Genomic DNA, 19,293 nt, shown 5'->3' with positions numbered 1-19,293 from the left:
CCCTGGTGACGTCTCGGGTCGATCTCGGTGAGCGTCATGGACTGCCAGGCGGCTGGGACCCAAGCGCGCCTGCGCAACAGCAGGTTGCCGGTTTGCACAGCAGCGAGGACACCACAGCGCGCGCCGTCCATAGGTCATTTGGTCGGCGGCGCAGTGGCGGCCTCGAAGGACGCCCCGGATCCAGGCGCCGTTGAGCACGCTGCCCAGCGGGAGAACGGTCGCGTACGCGGCCGCGGCCCGGCCATAGCATGCGGGGACTGGTGACGGACCCGGCGGCGCTGCCGTGGCCTGAGTCGGTGGCGGTCTTCGCCGTCCGTGCTCAGCGGGTCGGGGGCCGGTTGATGGGGTGGTTGGTGTCGGGCGGGGGCTGCCGGCGCAGGGGGGATGTGGCCGGGAGGAGGGCTGCGCGGGTGGCTGCGGTCCGTACTCGCATCTGCTCCAGCCGGCGCTCGATGCGGGCGTGGGTGTACAGGTCGATGGCGTCGGTGAGGTGGTCCCACTCCTCGCTGTCGAGACCTTGGGGCCGCGGCCCCAGGATGTCGGGACCGGCCTGGTGGTGGCGGCGACGGTAGTGGCTGATGGCGGTGAGCAGCTTGGTGTAGGTGCGCTGTTCGTCCTTGTCGTCGTCGCCGGGGGCGGTGATCTCCTCCATCCAGGACTCCGGGACGCTCGCGCCGGCGAGCACGGCGGTCAAGGCGCGTCGGGCGAGGCGCGCGTTGAGGGCGGCCGCGTTGAGCGGGGCGATACCGAAGGGGTCGCGCAGTGCCGGGTGATCGGGCAGTGCTGCTGTGGGAGGCGGGCTGTCGAGGTGGTCGAGGGCTGCTTCCAGCACCACCGAGGCGGGTGCGCCGGGGGGCGGGAGATGCACCGGGCGGCGAAGGCCGGTGAGCGCGCGGATGCGGGCGTCGAGGTCGTCCCAGGCGGCGGCGTCGTCCGGGTCGGCCGGTCGGGGGCCCAGGCCGGGCACCGTGGTAATCGCGTGGCGGGTGCGCCAGAGTTCGACCAGGGCGCAGGTCTTGGCCCATGTCTCGCGGCGCAGCGGTGCGGTCGGGGGCGGTGGCGGTCGGAGCGGTCGGGCCCAGGCGGGCGGGGCGGCGGCCAGCTCGTGGCCGCGGTCGGTGAGCGAGCGGGCCAGGATGCGGTGGCGTTCGGTGAGGTGGTGGCGCCAGTGCTCGGGGGTGCCGGGGTGGGTCAGGGCGCTGCGGTCGGCGACCCAGTCGGGGATCTCGCCGCGGTGGTCGGGGCGGTGCGCAAGGTGGTCCGGGAGTCGTTCGCGCAGGCGCAGTTCGGCGGCGATCTTGTCAAAAACGCTGTTGGCGCGAGCGAGTGCGGCCTTGGTGAAGTGCAGTCGCTGTGCGGTGGTGGCGCGGCGGTCGGCGACGGTGCGGCGGCGGGCGGCCAGGGACTGGGTGCGGGTGGCCGGGCGATGTGCGCTGTTTTCGCGCTGGAAGTCTTCGCGTGCCTGGTCGCGCCAGCGCAGGTTGCGGCGGAGCTGTGACTCGTGGGTGAGGGCTGCGATCGTGTGCCGGGCTGCTGCGGACAGTGGGGTGTTGCTGGTCTGGGCGCGGCGGATCTGGGAGCGGATGGTGGCCATCTGGGTGGCGAGCTCGCTGCGGGTCAGTGGTCCCAGCGGGCGGTCGGGCCAGGCGGGATGGGTGTGGCCGGTGCCGGTGGTGACGGGGGCGGGCAGCTGGGTGACGGCGGCGTCGGCTGCCTTGAGTGCTTCGCGCGCGGCGGCTCGGTGGCCGGTGGCGAGGCGGGCCAGGGTGTGGAATTGGTCCCGTGAGAGGTGGGCCAGGGGCCGTTTGCGGTTCTCCTGCCGGGCGTCGGCGGCGTCTTCCAGGCGCTCACGGATGCGCCAGGTGAGGACGGCGGCCATGTCGTCGGCGTCGGCGAAGCCGCGCCGCAGCTCGGTGGCCTGAAGGAGGCGGGGCAGTTTGAACCCGGCCCGCTCGGCGTCGCCCATGGCGCGGATCAGGGCCGGGTGGGCGCCTGCGGCCATGAACGCGGCGGCCCGGTCGAATCCGAGGACGTGCTCGAGGACGCCGGTCAGCCGGGCGGCGGTGGCGCGCTCGGCAACGTCGGCAAACTCGGCCGAGAGTTGCCCGGGTGCGGTCACCTCCTTTTGCAGGGCGGCGATCGACTCGGTCGCCGACAGCTGGGTGCTGCGCCGGGCGGCGATGGAGGCCAGCACGTCATCGAGCCGGTCGCCGTCGTCGATGGCGACGTAGAGCCGGTTGGTACGGGCGCCGCGGGTCAGCTGCACGTAGACGCCTTCGCGGTTGGAGCGCGTCGAGGCCAGTGCGTGGGAGGTGTCGACCGTCATGCCCTGGGCGCGGTGGATCGTGGAGGCGTAGCCGAGCTCGCACTGGGCGGCGACGTAGTCGGCGGGCAGCCGGATCCGGCCGCGGTGCCCGGTGTGCCGGACAACGACGTCACCGCTCTTGGTGATGGTCTGGATGGTCCAGGTGTCGCCGTTCTTCACGAAGTCCCGGCCGCCGCGCAGCGTCATGCGGCGCCGGTTGAGGCGGGTGACGATGATGTCGCCGACGTGGGCCTGCTGGCGGGCACGCAGGGCGACCGTCCGGCGGGTGTCGACGTCACCGGCGGCGATGTGCCAGGCCTGGGCACGCAGGTTGAGGGCGGTGACCGTCGCGGTATCGGCGGCGGTCATCAGCGAGTTGAGGCCCTTGCCGCAGTCTTTGGCCCAGGCGTCGAAGACTGCGTCGCACATCGCGTCGTAGCTGCCGGCGACGATCCGTCCCTTGTCGCGGTACCAGGTGAAGGCGTCCCGATGGTTGTCGCCGTCGCGCAGGAGCAGGGAGGCATCCGCCTCGCCGGGGACCCTGAAGCGGTGCAGTCGGTCGAGCTCGATCGCGCCGCCCGCCCGGGCGATGAGCCGCAGCGCTCCCCCGGCATCGACGGCGGCGAGCTGGTACGGGTCGCCGAGCAGTCGCACCACAGCGCCGACGGATGCCGCGTCGGCGAGGATCCGGTCCAGCAGCAGCGTGCCTGCCATGCCCGCCTCGTCGACCAGGACGACGTCGCCGCGGCGCAGCTGGAAGTCGTTGCCGACGTCCTTGCCTTCGACTGCGCGGTCTCGCTGGTGGAGCCAGGAGTGCAGGGTGTGGGCACGCAGTTTCAGGTCGCCGCCGAGGACTTTCGCGGCGCGCGCGGACGGCGCGAGCGGGATCAGACGGCCACCAGAGGCATCCATGGCCCGGGCCACGAGCCGCATGGCCGTCGTCTTTCCGGCCCCGGCGGGGCCGAGCCCGGCGAGCAGCAGGTGGTCGGACAGCACGAAGGAGCGGGCCAGTTCTCGCTGCCCCGTGTCCATGGGGCCGCGGTGCAGGGCGGCGACCCGGTGGAAGGTGCCGCGTCCCACGGGTGGGATGACGTGGGTGCGGGCGGCGGCCAGCAGCCGGTTCTCGGCGGCCAGCAGCGAGTGGGTGGTGTAGGCGGCCGACCCGATGGGCCGGTAGACACTGCTGCCGTCCGCTCGGACGAGGTCGGGGTGGGAGGGGTTGATCTCGGGTGGGGTGATGTCGAGGCAGTCGCTGTGCGCGAGGGCCTGGTCGGTGATCTGTTCGGCCAGGTCGTGAGGGGCTGTGGCACCTGCGAGGGTGCGCATCAGGTAGCGGCGGGCCTCGGCCAAGACGTGGCGGCGGCGGAAGGTGGTGCGGCGTTCGCTGACCGCGGCAAGCACCTCGGCGCCCGCCATCTCGGGATCAACGTCCGCGTGGGGGTGCTGTTGTGTGGCGGCGGCCTGCGCGGTGGCGAGCAGGTTGTCGACGGTGGCGCGACTGGTGGCGGCGATCGCCCGGGTGCGCCAGGTGGCCAGCAGATCGTCCAGGCAGCGGGCCTGGCCTTTGGCCGGGCGGGTCAGCAGGGTCGCCCGGCCCTGCAGGCGCGGTCGCGTGGACGGGCCCGGCTCGCGTCCGTAGCGGCGCCGGTAGTCGTCGAACAGGGCCTGCGCCATGGTCCGCACCGCGGTGGCCCGCTGCGAGAACTCCGACCTGATCCGGGAGTCGATGCCCACGATTCTCATCACGGGACGCTGTCCGGGAGTGACCTCGACCTCCTTGGCCGTAAGGCCCAGGCGGGCGCAGACCAGCTCGAGGGCGCGTTGGTTGAACAGCTCGCTGGCCGCGACCACTTCCCGGAACAGCAGCCGGGAGTCGAGGTTGCGCCACCGGTCGTCCGGCCCTTTGACGCGGGGGCTGATGACCACGTGCTCGTGGAGCATCGGGTCTCCGGCGCGCGATTCGTAGTGGAGGTAGACCGTCGCCAGCAGGCCAGGCGCGGCCCGCTGCTGGGCGATCCCGCCCGGCCCGGTGCGTACCGCAAGGGCGTTCTCCTCCAGCCAGGCCACCGTCTCGCCGCGGGCCTGGGCCAGGACTTCCAGGACGATCCGCCGCACCTCGGGGCTGCCCAGGGCGAACAGGAGGGACAGCTCCTCGGAGGCAAACGTCAGGTCGAAGCCGGTCCGGGCGTGGCGCTGCGGGCCGGTACGAGCGGCGAGGAAGCGGCCGAGTTCGGCGCCGTCGGCCGGCGGGCGGTGGTACTCGGCCTCGAACGCGCGCGCCGCGGTCCGCATCCGCAGGTGCTGCGTCTCGGCCTTCGTCAGCGGCCGGCACAGCTCCTCGGCGGCGTGCTGCAGAACCTGCTCGATCTCCTCGTCCAGGGCGGAATGCTCGGACAGTTGCGGTACTGCCGGGCCGAGCTTGGCCGCCTTGAGGGCCTGCTTGGACGTGCCGCCGTCGCCCAGCTTCCGGGTCACGATCTTCTCGGCATCGGGGTGCATTCCGAGGCCGAACAGAGCGCGCATCTGCGGCTCGCTCACCACTCCCGTCAGCCCAAGCGCCCGGGCGGCCTGGCCGTGCCACACCCCCGGAGGGACACCGGGCTCGTCCGAGGACACGGTCGGCCCGCTTCCTCGAGCGCCGTCACCCGCCGCGATGTTGCGCCGGTAGTAGAGGTAGTTCTTGGCCGTGAGCCCCTTCGCCGTCATCCCCACGACGCCAGTCGAGCACCCCCGCCGCGTCCATGCGGGCTGCGCCGGCGTCCAGGACTGGAATCTCCCAAGGCCCTGGAAATGATCTGCGAACCCGTCCCGTCGCCCGGGAAATCAGGCGTTCCGGGAGAGCAGCGTCAAAAGTGCCAGAGGTGTGTTCCGCAACAGGCCTCACACCCCCGGGGACCACCCAGCCCCCACCACAGGCGTCCGGAATCCGGCTCACGCACCACGCTCACCACCCGGCTCACACACACGCTCACCCTCCGGCTCATACCCGGCAGGCACTACTCGGTGCCCCGCCGTACTCCCCCGCCCAGAGCGCTGGTGTCCCGTGGGCCTGGTCCTCGACGAAGCCCACCTGCTCAACTACGAACAGCTCGAAGCCATCCGCATGCTGACCAACACGGCCATGGACCAGGACTCGCCGCTGTCCTGCCTTCTGGTCGGTCAGCCGACGCTGCGGCGGACCATGAAACTCGCTGTCTCCTGGCCGCCCTCGAACAGCGGACCGCCCTGCGCTACACGATGCCCGGCATGACCTCCACCGAGACCGCCAGCTACATCAAGCACCACCTCGGACTCGCCGGCCGCAGCGACCAACTGTTCACCGACGACGCGGTCACCCTCATTCACACCACCTCGCGCGGCTGTCCCCGCGCGGTCAACAACCTCTGCCTGCAATCCCTCGTCGCCACGTTCGCCGCGGGCAAGTCCCTCGTCGACGAGAAAGCCGCCCAGTCCGCCGTCATCGAAGTCCTCGACTGACATTCCACACCCTCAAAACTCGATGTCGGTGGCGCCGGATAACTTGCATCAGACGATCCACACCACTGGAGGGGACATGCCGTCTCAAGGAACTGTTCTCGCCGCACTCACGGCGGTAATGCCGCCACATGACGGGGCCGATGAGCAGGTGGACTGGGATGCGATCCGGCGGGCTTGGGGAGTCGGCTTCCCCTCCGACTACATCGCCTTCATGAGCACGTACGGAGCCGGCGGCATCGACAAAGCGCTGGGCATCGTGACCCCCGAAGCGAGCACGCAGCCGGCCGACAGCCCTGACCTCGAGGGCATGGCGGCAGAGACAGCCAACATGCGGCACATGTGGGAGTCCGAAGGAGGACCGGACGAGGTCGATGCCGGACCTGATTCTGTCGTCGCTTGGGGCGTCAGCTGCGGAGCCGACATCCTCGGCTGGCTCACCGTTGACCACGACCCCAACAAGTGGCCCGTTATCGTGTGGGAACGGCACGGCTGGCCCCACTGGAAAATCTACGACTGCGGAATGGCGGAGTTCCTTCGGCGCCTGTTCACCAAGGGCTTCGACGAGTGCCCACTCAGCGACGCCTCCCTCTGGGGAGAGCCCTCTCCACACTTCGTCCACTGGCGCGAGGAACGACGACGGTGGGAGTCCGGCGTCGACCCCTACACAGGCGAACCCGACCCATACTTCGGCATGAAGTTCGACTGATTGCGCCTCGGCACCTTGCCGACGACCGCGACACCTCGCCGACAAACGCCCCGCTGGGACCACCCCAGTGGGGCGATCTTGTTCTCGGTGATCGGCACCTTCAGTGCCGGACCCGTCGGCATTCTCAGCGTCGGCCAACAGGGGGTGGCGCTCGTGGCGCGTCGCGTGGCTGCTTTCGGTCTCGCGCTCGCGGGCGGTCAGGGCGGCTACGCGGCGCCGGGCGGCGGTGTCAGTAGTGGGGCAAGCAGGACTGGCCCCTCGTGCCAGAGGCGCGAGGGGCCAGGCGGTCGCGGGTCAGGGAGTGGCGGTGCCGGGGGCTGCAGGGCCGCCCTCGTAAGGGGAGGGGCGGGGGCGGCCCTGCTGCCGGGGGCTCAACCGCGTCGGGGGGGGTGTGCGGGAGCGTCGTTCCGGCAGCACCGACACTGCCCCGGGTGGGGCCAAGCCCCGCAACTCCCCGGCAGGGGCGGAGCGGGGCGGGCCCGGCATGGTCGGCCTGGGCCGCAACGGCCGCAACCCGCCGGCCGGGTTGGCCCTGGGCCGGGCGGGCGCAGCACACGCCCGTGGCTGTGGGGTGGAGACCTATCCGACGCGGGCCATGCGGTCGGCGGCGTCCTCGTTCGGGTCGGAGCGGAATCCGTACCGTGTGTACCAGGCGGCCAGTGCCTCGGTCGTCAGACCGGCGACCCCTCTGGGCCACTCCCCCAGGTCCTCCACGGTGAAGGCGGAGCAGGAGAGCGCGATGTCCGCGCCGGGGTTCTCGTGGATCACAGCGTTCAGCAGGAGGGAGGCCAACCCACGGCTGCGGTAGTCGGGATGCACGGCGATGTCCGTAATCCACAACTCGTGACCGCAGTCGATGATGTCCACGAATGCGGTCAACAGGTCTCCGTCGTGCAGCAGGAACCAGGTCTCGTTGGCCTCGTCGTCGGTTTTGCGGGTGAGGACGCACGCATTCGCGGTGGCTGACTCGGTGTTTCGGGGCATGGCGAGGTTCCCCTCGGTGTGAGGCGGCTAGTGGGCGAAGGGCCGGGGTAGGGCGGCAGCGGATACGGAGGCGCCGGTGGGTGTCCGTCTCAGCGGGCGCGCGGACGGCGGCCCAGTGGGCGGGGCAGGTAGGTACTCATCGCTCGCCCGCTTCGGAACTCGGCGCCGGCCCTGACCGACACGTGGGGCAACCGCCGTAGTCTGCGGCCGGAGGCCGGCAGAACGCCGCCCGAGGCGTAGCGGTGCGACGGGGCGGCTGCGCGGCCACCGCTCCCCCGGGGCCGGTCTTTCCAGCGCTGGAACAGGGGCCGGGGCGCGGCCGGACGGCCGGGGGGCGTCGGTCAGGCGCACACGGCCGGGGTGGCGGCCGGGGCCGGGTGGAAGAACACGTCACCGACCAGCCGGGAGTGGAGGGTGACGATGCCGGTGGGCAGCTCCAGGTGGACGCTCACCGTGCGGGTGCGGGCGGCCTGCCAGGCCAGTTGGCGCAGCCACGGGCCGGAGACCGGCTCGGTGTACGTGAACGCGCCGTCACGCAGGCTCAGAAGGCGGCTGCGGCTGGTGTAGCAGTCGCCGGTGATCAGGCTCGTCTCGGTAGGAGTGAGCCGGTGGACCAGGGCGAACTGGCTGCCCGGCTTGTGCCGGGTGTGCCACCAGCCGGTGACGGTCCGGTCGGTCAGGGTCAGGCCGCCCGCCCGGCCAGGGACGATCCACCGGCCGTCGTGGCGCATCCACTCGACGCCCAGGGGGCAGCTGATGCTGTCGCCGTCGCGGAAGAGCGGCAGCGTGGTCTGCGCCCGGCCGGTGCGGGCGAGGGTGAAGAAGTCGGCGGCCGCGGCGCGGGGACCGTCGTAGAGAGCCGGGTGAACAGGCCCGGCCGGCGGGACACTGCACGGGACGCTGTACGGGGCGGGGAACGGAGCGGCGTACGGGGCGGTGTGCGGGGCGGCGGCCATCGGGTGAGCGGGCGCGGGCATGGCAACTCCAGAGCACGGGGTGGCGGGAAGAGTGCGAGAACGCGTCCGGCCCGGCGTTCCACCGGCCGGTGGCTCCACCACCCCCGACGGGGTGGGAACCGCGCTCTCGATGCCCGCACACTCACCCGGGCACAACCAACCCCCGCAACCCCCGGCAACCCCCGCCTGGGAAGCCGGCCCCGCCCGGACGGCACCACGGAAACGGCCCGCCCCCAGAGGAAACCCCCTGGGGGCGGGCCGCACGACCGGCCGGGGTGCGGCCGGGGTCAGAACGGTGGTTCGTCGCTGCAGCCCCCGGCCCAGCCGGGCCCCGGCTTCGGGTGGTCGGCGGTTTTGCACCGTCCGGCGAACCAGCAGCGCAGCTGGTCGAGGAAGTGGAGCGGCCACAGAGTCAGGTCTTCGAACAGGACGCGGTAGACGGGGCAGGTCGGGCAGGGGGCAGCCCGGTCGGCGGCCCGGCCGGGGGTGATGTGCCTGGAGAGGTAGCCGCTGCCATCGCAGCGGCGGCAGGAGTACTTCCCGCCGCGGACCGAGTACTTGGGACCCCGGGACAGGGACAGGGTCTTGATGCCGGGGGTGTAGAGGAGTTCGAAGTACCCGTAGCGCCAGGCCCATTCTTCGGGCTGGTCGGGGTCGTCGTAGGGGTGGGCGGGCTCGGCGAACAGCACAGGCGCCTCCTTGCACTGAGGGGTGGGCGGGCCCCGGTGGCCGGTCCGGTGGTTCCGGCCCCGGGGTGGCCACACCGTGGAGCACGGAAGGTCAAGCGGAGCAAGGGGGGCGGTGCGACGCTGCGGCGCGAGGCGAGTACACCGCGCCGAACAGCCCGCCCTCTGGTGCGGGGCGGGCTGTCCGGTTGCGGGTGCGCGGGGCCGCGCTGTGGGTCAGACGCGGACGGCGGACCGGGGCGTCTTGCTGATGCGGCGGATGGTGGTGGTGCGGGCCGGGGCGCGGGAGAGGGTGATGCGGTCGAAGTATTCGTGGCCTGCCGTGTCGAAGTGGTCGGTGGGCCAGGTGTGCGCGGCCTGTTCGGCCGGGGGCGGCCCGGCGGCCGGGGGCTCGACCGCACGGTGAGGGGGCGGTGCGGGAGCGCCTTCCGGCCCCACCGACATTGCCCCGAACAGGGCCAAGCCCCGCAAGGCCCGGCAGCCGGGTGCGGCGGCATGACAGGTGATGGGTGAACGCAACGGGGCCCACCCCGGGCGGGGTGGGCCCCGTTGCGTCACGGGCGACGGCTCAGCGCTCGCGGATCCTGGTGGTCTCGGCGGTGGTCAGGGTGTACGCGGGCAGGGTCGCCCGGCCCTCGGTCATCGCCCGGTACATACGGTGGACGCCGTCAATCAGCAGGATGGCGGGACCACTGGCGAACTCCAGGGTGGCGATGATGACCGGGGTGTTCAGGTCGGTCTGCAGGGCGTGTTCGGCGTTGAAGGCGGACTGGTCCGGGCCGAAGACGGGGCACCAGGGCGCGCCATCGTAGCCCGGGGCGAGTCGGTCCAGGTGGTAGTGGGCGGCCCAGTCGGCGACAGGGGTCGGCTTGGCGTCGCGGGGGTGTTCCTTCAGGAGGGCCTGGGCCTGGTCGATGTTGAACGGCCACTTCCCGTAGAGGAACAGCTGGATGTCTGGAACGGACACGGTGGTCCTCCTTGTCGGCTGGCTCGAGGACGAGCTGCGGAGGATGGACGGTGGCGGGCTGCTGGGAGCGGCCCGCGGCTGGCTGCACCGAGGTGTCGGGCACCCCGGGCACAGACCGGGCGCGGGAACGGGGAGGCGGGGCCGGACATCTGTCAGGCGAGGGAGGCTGCGGCCAGGACCAGCGAGTTCAGGGCGGCGAACAGGTGGGCGTCGCCGTGGCCGTATCCGGCCTTCAAGCCGTGGGCACGGGCGTTCGCCAGGTGCGCCATGCCGCGGATGCTGTCGTCGTCGTCCATGTCGCCGTACTTCGCTTCCGCAGCCCCGATCACGTTCGCAAGGACGTCGGACAGGTCGGCAGCGTCATGCAGCTCCCACCGCGCGGGCAGCTGCACGATGGTCCCGAACGTGTCGGGCACCCACGTGGTGAGCTGTACGCGGGCGGTCTCGATCAGCGCCCTCTCGTTGACGGTGCGCCGGTGACCGCCGAACGGGGCCAGCTCGAACCGTCCCTCGTGGCGGTCCCTCAGGTGGGCACGGGCGGCGATGAGCGAGTACAGGGCTCCCAGGAGGTAGGCGTCGCCGCGGCCGTGTGCGGCGTACAGGCCGTCGGCGTGGGCGTGGAACAAGTGCGCGAGGCCCCACGGTTCGGCGTCCCCGCCCGCCTGGACGCCGTAGAGGTGGACGTGTTCGGTGATCTCGCAGAGGAGGCGGGCGATGCTGTCGGCGGGCCCGGCCGTGAGCATCTCCGGGGTGGGGACGGTGAACCCCAGCTCGGCGGTCACCCAGGTGCGAAGCTGCACGCGGATCGCTTCGGCCAGTGCGCCCGTGTGCAGGACCGGCTTCGGGTGGGGGTAGGTGCTCGTGCCGGCGGCGATTCCGTCGGCGGTGTAGGTGCTGGTGGTCTCGGTCATCGCGTCGTCTTTCTTGATCGGGGTGTCACTACAGGTGGCCTCGCCTCTCCCCTCGGGGAAGGCGGAGGCCCGGGGGGCCCGGGGGCGGCCGCACGGTGGTGTGAGGACGCTCTTCCGGGCCCCGCCGACGCTCCCCCGGGCAGGGACAAGACGCGCAAGGCCCGGCTGCCGTACGGGCGGGCGTGCGGCGGCCCCGAACCCGGGGCGGGGTGCCGAGGGTTCGGGGCCGGGACACGGCGACGCCCCGGCCAGGAGTGGCCAGGGCGTCGCGCTGTGCGGGGTTCTACTGCTGGGCGTCGCTGCGTTCGTCGTCGATGACCTGCTGCGTTTCGGCCAGGGCCGTGGACAGCCCGTCGGCCGTCTCGTCCTGCCCGGGGCCGGCAAGGTTCTGCCGCAGTGCAGCGGCACGCTCCACGCCAAGCTCCAGCCAGTACGGCTCGCCCTGAGGGCCGGACAGCAGGACGGTGGCGGTGCCGTCGTCGCCCCACAGCACGTCGTCCAGCCCCCAACGCAGTCGGGTCGGGTTGTCGGCTGCCGCAAGGTCCGGAGTGTCGTCGGCGCCGAGGAACTCACGGAGCGCACGGTCGCTGTCCCCGCCGTGGGTGTCCCTCTTCGCGAGCTGGCCGATGAGGTAGCGGCATTGTGCGCGCAGGCGCTCCAGTTCCGTGTCGCGGACGGCAAGCACCGCGTCCGCGCGCCGCTCCGAGTGGCAGGAGCCGACCCGGCCGTCGGGGTGGACGCACCCGGTCCAGTACGGGCGGCCGGTCACCGGGCAAGGGTGGGTGTGGTGCGCCTCGTCGAGCGCGGCAATGTACGCGGTGCGCAGCACGTCGGGAGCGGCAGGCGCGGCCAGTTCGGTGCGGAGGCGGCGGACTTCAGCGACGAGTACGGCGATGTCCTCGGCGCGGGGCATCGCGGTGATGGCGTCGAGGTCGAGCTGCTGGTCGGTCACAAGGGTCTCCTGCCTGGGAGTGTGGTGGTGGCGGTGCAGCGGCCCGAAACCTCGGGGGCGGGTGCGCCTGGGATACCGGGCCGCCCCCCGGGGGGTGGGGGCTGCCCGGCGGCCGGGGGCTCGAGCGCACAGTGGAGGGGGATGGTGTGCGGGGGCGCTTTCCGGCCCCACCGACACTGCCCTGGACAGGGCCAAGCCCCGCAAGGCCCGGCAGCCGGGTGGGCGTGCGGCGGCCCCGAACCCTGGGCGGAGTGCCGGGTTCGGGGCCGGTGGGAGAGGCGCGGGCGGTCAGTGCTTGGGCTTCGGCTGGTCGGGCAGGGAGAACACGCGGCGCGCGGGGCGGGGCGGGGGCTGGTCGGGGAGGACCTGCTCGGCCAGGGCCTGTACCCAGTCGGGCACGCTGTCGCGGAACTGCGCGGGGTGGTAGAAGCGGCGGCTCGTCCATGCGCCGGTGGTGCGGTGGCGGGCGTCGACTCTGCGTCCCCGCAAGGTGAGCGTGGCGACTTCCCACCGGAATGTGCCGGGCGCGTCATCGACCGGGTACGGACGGAGTTCGGCCTCGAACTCCTCGGCTCGCATGTGGTGTGTGCTGTCCCGGTCGGTGGCGAGCAGCTGGGGGTGGCTGATCGTGCCGGGCACGGTGAACGTGGCCTCGGGGGTGCCTAGACGGATCTTCACGTAGGGCTCCTGGTCGACGAGGGGAAACCTCCCGGAGACGTGCCGGGCGGCCCGGTTCGGTGGCGGAGACGGCGCGCGGGCCGGTGGCCGGGGCGCGCCGTGAGGGGGGTGCCGGGCCGTCCCGGGGGTGCGGGCGGCCCAGCGGCCGGGGGCTCGACCGCACGGCGAGGGGATGGTGCGGGAGCACCTTCCGGCCCCACCGACGTTGCCCCGGGCCGGGGCAAGCCGCGCAAGGGCGGAAGGTCCGGCCCGGCAGCCGGACGGCGGGCGTGCGACGGCCCCGAACCCAGGCGGGGTGCCGGGGGTTCGGGGCCGGGGCATTCGGGGTGGTGTGGTCGGCGGGGCGTCAGGGGGCCAGGTCGGCCAGGAGGGCGGTCGCGTTGTCCGCGTAGACCTGGTTCGGGTCCAGGGCGCGGCTGGTCTTGACGGCGGTGTCGACAGCCAGGTTCACCAGGTTCCGGACGGTGTGAATCAGGTCGTCGCCGTCGCATTCGGTGAACAGGCAGTGCCGGGCGTCCTCGTGGGGTTCGTAGGTGCCGTCCGAGGCGAGCAGCAGGCGGCAGGGGCCGGTGATCTCTCGCGTGGCGGTCTCGATGGCGGGGTGGCGGTACCGGTTGCGTACGTCCTCGTCGGTGCGGTCCGAGCCGAGGCACGAGGTGATGTGGTTGCGGTTGCCGCCGAACGGAGAGGTAGCGGTGGGCGGGATTACGCGGCGCTTGTTGTGGTCCTCGCTCAGGCGCACCGCGATCCCGCGCTCCATCAGGTACGCCCGGGAGTCGCCGCACCAGGCCACCGTCAAGGGCTCTCCGGGGGCCTTGACGGCGACCACGGCCGCCGCCTTGTGACCGACGCCGTAGTGGAGAGCGTCGTCCCGGCACAGGTCGTAGACGTGCCGCAGTCCGGCCTCGGCGTCGCGCCGGCGGGCGGCGGTGCGGGCGATCTGCCGGGCGGCGCCGAGGGCCCACAGATGGGTCTCCTCACGTCGGCCGAGGCCGTCCAGGAGGACGTACGCGCGGGTTCCATCCGGGGAGGTGCGGACGGCGGTGGCGTCGCACTGGCCGGGGTCGGTTCCGGTGTGCTGGGCGGTGGCGTAGGTGCGCATGAGTCGGCTCCGTTCAGCGGGCTGATGGTGGGTGGGGGGTGGGGGCCGCCCCGAGGCGGGGCGGTGATCACCCGCTCCCCGGCAGCTGGTGCGTACTGTGGCCGGGCGCCAGGCAAGGACGGCAACCGCAGCCGGTTCTCGGCCGAGGTCAGTGAGCAGCCGGGCCCCTTGACTCGCGGGGACGCGCCCAGGGGCTCGGGGCCGGAGTGTGTGTGGAGGTTGGGGCGGGGGTCAGGAGGGGTGGGGGTCAGGAGGGGTGCGGGTGGGTCTCGCTGTCGGTCAGAGCCTCGATCTCCTGCCATGTCAGCGGATGCCTGTACGCGCGGTGCGGTTCACCGGCCAGGACGTATGCGGCGTTGCGGTGGGCGGTCTCGCGAGCGCGCCTGATGCGTGCGGCGACCTGTTCGGGTGTGGCATGGGGGGGATGCCGTCTCCCGCACGAAATCGGCTGCTTCGTCGGCTACTTCGTCCGGTGTGGCGTCGTACATCACGAGGTCGTCGACGACGGTGGAGTAGACGGCGAGTCGGCCGTCGGGCTGGCGCACGATCTGTCGCATGGGTGGCTGGTTTCTCCTTCGCGGTGAGGGTGGTTCGGTCCGGGAGCTGGTGTGGGCAGCACCGGGTGAGGGCGGGGCAAGAGGCGCAACCGCCGGACGACGGCCCTATGCGTGCGAGCCACCGATTCCGGGCCGCGGGCCTACTGACCAGCTCCTCACCGGTGGCCTTCCTCAGGTTGAGGCCCTCGTAGGTGACGGTGCAGGTTGCGGACGCGCCGGTCTTCGCCCCGAGCTCGGGGCACCGGGCGCTGGTGGCGCCCATGGCTTTGGCCATGTCCAGTGTGCTGAAGGGCGCGTCGGCCGGCGGGGAGGACGGCACCAGCACGGGCTTTTTCGTCAACCAGGCGCACCAGGCGAAGCGACTCGCAGAGCAGGGCGATATCCTCGCGCGCTGATGTCTCCGGGCCGAAGACATCAGCCATGACCGCACGCTGGGCCGCACCCACTTCCCGCTCGGCCGCAACGGCCGCCGCCTCCACTGGACCGAGACCGCCGCGGGCGGAGCCGGGCCCGCCCGGGGCGGTAGGCCGGCGCCCACCGCGCACCGGGGGCTGGCGCGCCTCCCCGACGAGGGGAGTAGCAACTCAGACTTCCCAGTGGGGGCGCCACAGTTCGATCAGGTACGTGTGCGCGGTCTCGGTGAGGCCGACGGCGCGGACGGCCGGGCTGTAGCGCGAGCTGGTGAGGAACTCTGCGATGGTGAGTGCGGTGTGGGTGCGGTCATCGGGGAACGGGCCGTCCAGCGGTCGGAGTGGCTCACCCTCATGCTTGGGCCGCAGGTAGGCGGCGAGTACCTCGGCGCGGTTTAAGTCGTGAGGGTCGGCGCGCACTCTGAGTACCTCGGCGTCGGGGTACAGCTCCTTCAGCGGGGCGAATTCGGGGGTGGTGCGGGGCTGGCCGGGGCGGTCGAGGATGGCCGGCTGGTTTTCACTGGCGGAGGGCTTCGGGTACGGCTGCATGGGGACTCCTGGTGGGTGGGGCGGAGGTTGGTGGTGGCTGGGCGGGGGTGCAGGGCCGCCCTCGTGAGGGGAGGGGCCGGGGGCGGCCCTGCTGCCGGGGGCTCAACCGCGTCAGGGGGTGTGCGGGAGCGTCCCTCCGGCAGCACCGACACTGCCCCGGGCGGGACCAAGCCCCGCAACTCCCCGCCAGGGGTGGGCCGGGCGGGCCCACCATGGTCGGCCGTGGGTCATGCGATGAAGCGTCCGCTTCGGAAGCGGGCGGTGGGCGGCAGGTCGCAGCCAGGCAGGAGGCCGGTCACTACCGGTCCGGGGGCGCCGTGCACGGTGCGTACGTGCACGCTGGGGTGCAGGGGCTTGACGGCGGTCATGAATGGCTGCGGCTGGGTCAGTCCCATTGCGGCGTCGGGCAGAAGGACTGTGATGTGGTGCGCGGTGGTGTAGCCCAGGCGCTGGTAGAAGCCTGCGAGTTCGGGTTTGTGGATGAGGGTGGCCAGCCGGTATCTGGTGCTGCGGGCGCGGGTCTCTGTCTCGGTGAGCAGCGTGCGGGCGATGCCCTGTCGGCGGTAGTGGGGTGTGACGGCGAGGCCGTAGACGCAGAGGGCTGTGGTGGCGAGGAGGTCGGAGAGGTGCGGGTCGGCTTGGCATAGGGGGTGCTGGTAGGTCCAGTCGGGCAGGGACGCGAACACGGCTCCGACCGGTTTGAGTGTGCGGCGGGCGTGGGCGGTCAGGCACAGGGCGGGCCCGTGGGTGAACAGTTTCCAAAAGGGGGGTGAGGGCGAGGATCTGTTCGATTTCGGCGGGCAGGCCCTCGTCAGAGGTGGTGAGGTCGAGCAGGGCTAGATAGTCGGGGTGGTCCGGTCGCTGAAGCGGGGCCACGTCTATCCGGGTGGTACGGGGCTGGGCGGCGGTGGTGGTCACGGGGCTGGCTTCCTTCCAGGGTTCGGCGGGGGTGGGCCGCCAGGGGCGCCCTCGTTCGACCGGGCACGGCGGGTGTGGTGACCATGGCCGCTCGCACGGCAAGCACCGCAAGCACGGGGTTGGTGGGGTCAGCGCGGGAAGGGGTCGCCCCTCGAAGCTCCGGCCACCGCGCGTGCCGGAACGGGGACGGGGGCCAGGGGCGCGTGGGTCGGCCCCCTGGCGCGGCGTGGGTCGCTGAGCCAGGGGGCCGGGAGGGTTGAGCGGGGGTCCTTGGATCGCCGGGCGGGGATGGTCAGTTGGCCCTCGTACGGCGATCGCCCCGGTAGATGTCTCCCTCGACGTAGGTAATCGTCGAGCCGTCGGGGGCGCGCATCGCGTAGTAGTACGGGGCCTGCGCCCAGATCAGTGTCCAGCCGGCCGTGTGCAGGGCAGCGTTGACGGTCTGGTCGCCCCCGGATCCTGCGAAGAAGGCGTCACCCGAGGCACCGTCCCAGTCCGGTCCGTGCGGATTGCGGTCGGGTCCGAGAATGCGGATCACGTCATCGGCGGTGCGGGCCGACTCAAGCTCCTTGTGCTGTCCGGCGATCAACGCCCAGAAGGTGTCGAGCATGGCTCATCTCCTCTTTCACGTCGTGGTCCCAGGGCGGACGCGGTACTTCGCGGCCTGGAGGGCAGAGGGTGCAGCCCCGGCGGACCGGCCGGGGATGGTGGCGCGCCTTTGTGGCTGCGCCGACGGTGTCGAGCGGGCGGGCAAGCCATGCAACCTCTGGTCTGCCGGGGGCGGTGAGGACACGGCGGCACCGCGCGCATGGGGCCGGTCCCGGGTCCCAGGGGCGCAGGCCGTCGAACGGCGAGCAGGGCGGCGGGGCGCGGTCGGCGGGGCCACGAGTCGGTCCCCCGGGCGCGGCGAGGCTGCGGCGCCCGGGGGCCGTCGTCCCAGGTCAGCGATATCCTTTGTTTTTGCGGCCATTACTACGGTGCCCCCGACAGGTGCGGGTGACAGCGGGCGGGGGGTGGTGTTGGCGGTTGCGCTCGGGCGCGTTGGGCGCGGCCGGGCGGACCCGGAAGAGCCAGGTCTGCCTTCCCTCTGGTGCGAAGACAAGCCCGGCACGGCCAGAGGCCTGCGGGACTGCGCGCCTGGAGGCCTGGGGGCCTGGGGGGTAGGCCGGCAGGAGACGGTCGGGGATGCGGCGGCCCCCGGCCCCGTACAACTGCCTCCCTGGCCTGGACGGACGGCCCACGCCGTCGTTCAGGCAATCAGAGAATCGTGGATGAGGAACCGCTCGTGACCAGGCATACCGGCACGTTAGACCTGCTGACGTTCAACCTGACCAACCCGTCGACGGACCGGGCTGAGCGGCAGCTGGCGTACCTCGAGGCCCCGCCGGAGGCGGTCCTCGTCCCGACAGACCGACCAGGGTGCCTTCGTGTGCTCGCGCAGCCGAGCTGTTTCGGGTTTCTCCTCTTCATCGCCGTGCTGCTCGCAGCGGGCGGCGTTGCCGATCTCGCCTCGTAACTCCGGCTGCGGCCGCATGAGGAGGGTGCGCGCGGGGGTTGACACGTCCGTGGTCACAGAACCCATTCCTCAACCTTCCTAGTAGTGCTTGGTCAGGTTGGCTGCGGTGGTGCGTGTCCTTCTGGCCTGGTGTGGCGTTGGGAGGGTGTGACTCCGGACGAGATTGCGGCGGTGCGTGGTGAGTTGGAGGCGTTCGCGGCGGAGGTGTTCGAGCCGTTCGCGCGGAAGGATCAGCGTCGGTGGGGGCAGGTCTACCTGCGGGGGCTGCTGACCGACGGGCGGCGCAAGTCGGTCGAGCCGATGGCGGCCCGGCTGGGTGAGGACGGGAATCGGCAGGCGCTGGCCAATTTCGTGACCACCAGCCCGTGGGATCCGGCGCATGTGCGGGCCAGGGTGGCCTGGAGAATGGAAGCGGCGATCCGGCCGTCCGCGCTCATTTTCGACGACACGGGGTTCCTGAAGGACGGGACCGCTTCGGCGTGTGTGTCGCGGCAGTACACCGGCACGGCGGGCAAGGTCACCAATTGCCAGGTCGGCGTCTCGCTGCATCTTGCCCATGACCACGCTTCGGCGGCGGTCAACTGGCGGCTGTTCCTGCCCGAGACATGGGACCCCCGCTCGCCGAAGGCCGATCCGGACAAGGCCGCCCGGCGCGCCGTCTGCCAGATCCCCGAGGATGTCGGGCACGTGGAGAAGTGGCAGCTGGCTCTGGACATGCTCGACGAGACCCGCTCGTGGGGGATCGAGGTGCCGCTGGCCATCGCGGACGCCGGATACGGCGACGCTGCCGCGTTCCGGCACGGGGTGCAGGCCCGCGGCCTGAACTACGTGGTGGGGATCTCCAGCACGCTGTCGGCCCAGCCCGGCGACGCGGTGCCGGTGGACGTGCCGTACTCCGGGACCGGACGCCCGCCGGTGGCCAAGTATCCCGACAAGCCGCGGTCGGTGAAGGAGCTGGTCATCGCGGCGGGGCGGAAGGCAGCTCGGCCGGTGCAGTGGCGGGAAGGCTCCCGGCCCGGCACGGGCCGATCTGGCCGCAAGCGGATGTACTCCCGCTTCGTGGCCTTGCGGATCCGGCCCGCCGGACGTGAGGTCCGGCAGGCCGCCGACGGCCCGGAGCTGCCGGAGTGCTGGCTGTTGGCCGAATGGCCCGCCGGCGAGCCCGAGCCGGTGCAGTTCTGGCTGTCCGATCTGCCCTCCGGCATGCCTGTGACCACGCTGGTCCGGCTCGCCAAGCTCCGCTGGCGCATCGAGCACGACTACCGGGAGATGAAACAGGCCCTGGGCCTGGCCCACTTCGAGGGCCGAACCTGGGGCGGCTGGCACCACCATGTCACCCTTGTCTCTGTCGCGCACGCCTTCTGCACCTTGCAACGACTGGCCCAAGCCCCAAAAGACGCGGCGCCGGCCTGAGCCTCTACCAAGTCGTCCGCGAACTCCAGATCCTGCTCGCGGTCTGGACCGGCGCCTGCCCCACCTGCCACCGCGACATACCCACACCAATACGGACCTGACCAAGCCCTACTAGTGTCTCGTGATCCTGTCCATGTCAGTTCGAGTTGTTATTGACGAGTTTCTTCACGTTGGTCGCGACGAGCCTGACCTTCGCGAGGACCTCG

20 protein-coding genes are annotated in these 19,293 nt (G+C 72.1%); 6 read left to right on the top strand and 14 right to left on the bottom strand.

From position 1 onward, the window contains the following. Positions 1-319 precede the first annotated feature (319 nt). Positions 320-5,011, bottom strand: coding sequence for a MobF family relaxase (gene mobF, locus ACFU8W_RS24290; protein WP_384040829.1), 4,692 nt, complete (start codon positions 5,009-5,011; stop codon positions 320-322). Between the two features lie 337 nt (positions 5,012-5,348). Between mobF and ACFU8W_RS24285 the strand changes: the two genes are divergently transcribed. The 3 genes from ACFU8W_RS24285 (at position 5,349) to ACFU8W_RS24275 (ending at position 6,488) form a co-directional block, all read left to right on the top strand. Continuing rightward, complete coding sequence (locus ACFU8W_RS24285; RefSeq protein WP_384040826.1) at positions 5,349-5,555, top strand: AAA family ATPase; 207 nt, start codon at positions 5,349-5,351, stop codon at positions 5,553-5,555. Beyond that, on the top strand, positions 5,552-5,782 hold the full coding sequence (locus ACFU8W_RS24280; protein WP_384040823.1) for a hypothetical protein: 231 nt from the start codon (positions 5,552-5,554) through the stop codon (positions 5,780-5,782). The genes ACFU8W_RS24285 and ACFU8W_RS24280 overlap by 4 nt, the downstream gene beginning before the upstream one ends. A gap of 76 nt (positions 5,783-5,858) precedes the next feature. Then, entirely contained in the window at positions 5,859-6,488 is a 630-nt protein-coding gene (locus ACFU8W_RS24275; protein ID WP_384040820.1) for an SMI1/KNR4 family protein, read from the top strand. 579 nt (positions 6,489-7,067) lie between these two features. On the opposite strand, the gene ACFU8W_RS24270 is transcribed toward ACFU8W_RS24275, so the two are convergent. From ACFU8W_RS24270 to ACFU8W_RS24225, 10 genes are all read right to left on the bottom strand, one after another. After that, positions 7,068-7,472, bottom strand: coding sequence for a GNAT family N-acetyltransferase (locus ACFU8W_RS24270; protein ID WP_384040818.1), 405 nt, complete (start codon positions 7,470-7,472; stop codon positions 7,068-7,070). Between the two features lie 341 nt (positions 7,473-7,813). Further along, complete coding sequence (locus ACFU8W_RS24265) at positions 7,814-8,449, bottom strand: hypothetical protein (RefSeq protein ID WP_384040815.1); 636 nt, start codon at positions 8,447-8,449, stop codon at positions 7,814-7,816. 266 nt (positions 8,450-8,715) lie between these two features. After that, the gene (locus tag ACFU8W_RS24260) at positions 8,716-9,117 is read right to left on the bottom strand and encodes a hypothetical protein (protein ID WP_384040812.1); all 402 of its coding nucleotides are present in this window, start codon (positions 9,115-9,117) and stop codon (positions 8,716-8,718) included. Between the two features lie 213 nt (positions 9,118-9,330). Beyond that, entirely contained in the window at positions 9,331-9,633 is a 303-nt protein-coding gene (locus ACFU8W_RS24255) for a hypothetical protein (protein ID WP_384040809.1), read from the bottom strand. A gap of 49 nt (positions 9,634-9,682) precedes the next feature. Then, positions 9,683-10,081, bottom strand: a complete 399-nt coding sequence (locus tag ACFU8W_RS24250; protein WP_384040806.1) for a hypothetical protein — start codon at positions 10,079-10,081, stop codon at positions 9,683-9,685. Positions 10,082-10,233: 152 nt separating this feature from the next. After that, the gene (locus tag ACFU8W_RS24245) at positions 10,234-10,992 is read right to left on the bottom strand and encodes a hypothetical protein (RefSeq protein WP_384040803.1); all 759 of its coding nucleotides are present in this window, start codon (positions 10,990-10,992) and stop codon (positions 10,234-10,236) included. Positions 10,993-11,275: 283 nt separating this feature from the next. Continuing rightward, the gene (locus tag ACFU8W_RS24240; RefSeq protein WP_384040800.1) at positions 11,276-11,944 is read right to left on the bottom strand and encodes a hypothetical protein; all 669 of its coding nucleotides are present in this window, start codon (positions 11,942-11,944) and stop codon (positions 11,276-11,278) included. A gap of 288 nt (positions 11,945-12,232) precedes the next feature. After that, positions 12,233-12,622: a hypothetical protein gene (locus ACFU8W_RS24235; RefSeq protein ID WP_384040798.1), complete on the bottom strand. Its 390-nt coding sequence runs from the start codon at positions 12,620-12,622 to the stop codon at positions 12,233-12,235. A gap of 346 nt (positions 12,623-12,968) precedes the next feature. Further along, entirely contained in the window at positions 12,969-13,724 is a 756-nt protein-coding gene (locus ACFU8W_RS24230; protein WP_384040795.1) for a mucin-2, read from the bottom strand. A 332-nt stretch (positions 13,725-14,056) separates the two neighbouring features. Beyond that, on the bottom strand, positions 14,057-14,281 hold the full coding sequence (locus ACFU8W_RS24225; RefSeq protein ID WP_384040792.1) for a hypothetical protein: 225 nt from the start codon (positions 14,279-14,281) through the stop codon (positions 14,057-14,059). Between the two features lie 191 nt (positions 14,282-14,472). Between ACFU8W_RS24225 and ACFU8W_RS24220 the strand changes: the two genes are divergently transcribed. Continuing rightward, complete coding sequence (locus ACFU8W_RS24220; RefSeq protein ID WP_384040789.1) at positions 14,473-14,676, top strand: hypothetical protein; 204 nt, start codon at positions 14,473-14,475, stop codon at positions 14,674-14,676. Positions 14,677-14,865: 189 nt separating this feature from the next. Here ACFU8W_RS24220 and ACFU8W_RS24215 read toward each other — a convergent pair whose 3' ends face one another. From ACFU8W_RS24215 to ACFU8W_RS24205, 3 genes are all read right to left on the bottom strand, one after another. Continuing rightward, entirely contained in the window at positions 14,866-15,240 is a 375-nt protein-coding gene (locus tag ACFU8W_RS24215; RefSeq protein ID WP_384040786.1) for a hypothetical protein, read from the bottom strand. Positions 15,241-15,467: 227 nt separating this feature from the next. Continuing rightward, positions 15,468-16,055 (bottom strand): GNAT family N-acetyltransferase, encoded by a 588-nt coding sequence (locus ACFU8W_RS24210; RefSeq protein ID WP_384041169.1) that lies wholly within the window; start codon positions 16,053-16,055, stop codon positions 15,468-15,470. A gap of 395 nt (positions 16,056-16,450) precedes the next feature. After that, positions 16,451-16,768: a hypothetical protein gene (locus tag ACFU8W_RS24205; RefSeq protein WP_384040784.1), complete on the bottom strand. Its 318-nt coding sequence runs from the start codon at positions 16,766-16,768 to the stop codon at positions 16,451-16,453. A 675-nt stretch (positions 16,769-17,443) separates the two neighbouring features. Between ACFU8W_RS24205 and ACFU8W_RS24200 the strand changes: the two genes are divergently transcribed. Next, positions 17,444-17,674 (top strand): hypothetical protein, encoded by a 231-nt coding sequence (locus ACFU8W_RS24200; protein ID WP_384040782.1) that lies wholly within the window; start codon positions 17,444-17,446, stop codon positions 17,672-17,674. Between the two features lie 147 nt (positions 17,675-17,821). Continuing rightward, complete coding sequence (locus ACFU8W_RS24195) at positions 17,822-19,087, top strand: IS701 family transposase (RefSeq protein WP_384040780.1); 1,266 nt, start codon at positions 17,822-17,824, stop codon at positions 19,085-19,087. Positions 19,088-19,293 lie beyond the last annotated feature (206 nt).

The sequence above is a fragment of the Streptomyces sp. NPDC057565 genome (assembly GCF_042801455.1).
In the GTDB taxonomy this organism is placed as follows: Bacteria; Actinomycetota; Actinomycetes; order Streptomycetales; family Streptomycetaceae; genus Streptomyces; species Streptomyces yanii.
This window is presented reverse-complemented; position numbering and strand designations above follow the sequence as displayed.

Coding starts and splice junctions, on each gene's coding strand:
- mobF (WP_384040829.1), bottom strand. CDS start 5,011: ATGACGGCGAAGGGGCTCACGGCCAAGAACTACCTCTACTACCGGCGC.
- ACFU8W_RS24280 (WP_384040823.1), top strand. CDS start 5,552: ATGACCTCCACCGAGACCGCCAGCTACATCAAGCACCACCTCGGACTC.
- ACFU8W_RS24275 (WP_384040820.1), top strand. CDS start 5,859: ATGCCGTCTCAAGGAACTGTTCTCGCCGCACTCACGGCGGTAATGCCG.
- ACFU8W_RS24270 (WP_384040818.1), bottom strand. CDS start 7,472: ATGCCCCGAAACACCGAGTCAGCCACCGCGAATGCGTGCGTCCTCACC.
- ACFU8W_RS24265 (WP_384040815.1), bottom strand. CDS start 8,449: ATGCCCGCGCCCGCTCACCCGATGGCCGCCGCCCCGCACACCGCCCCG.
- ACFU8W_RS24245 (WP_384040803.1), bottom strand. CDS start 10,992: ATGACCGAGACCACCAGCACCTACACCGCCGACGGAATCGCCGCCGGC.
- ACFU8W_RS24230 (WP_384040795.1), bottom strand. CDS start 13,724: ATGCGCACCTACGCCACCGCCCAGCACACCGGAACCGACCCCGGCCAG.
- ACFU8W_RS24225 (WP_384040792.1), bottom strand. CDS start 14,281: ATGCGACAGATCGTGCGCCAGCCCGACGGCCGACTCGCCGTCTACTCC.
- ACFU8W_RS24215 (WP_384040786.1), bottom strand. CDS start 15,240: ATGCAGCCGTACCCGAAGCCCTCCGCCAGTGAAAACCAGCCGGCCATC.
- ACFU8W_RS24205 (WP_384040784.1), bottom strand. CDS start 16,768: ATGCTCGACACCTTCTGGGCGTTGATCGCCGGACAGCACAAGGAGCTT.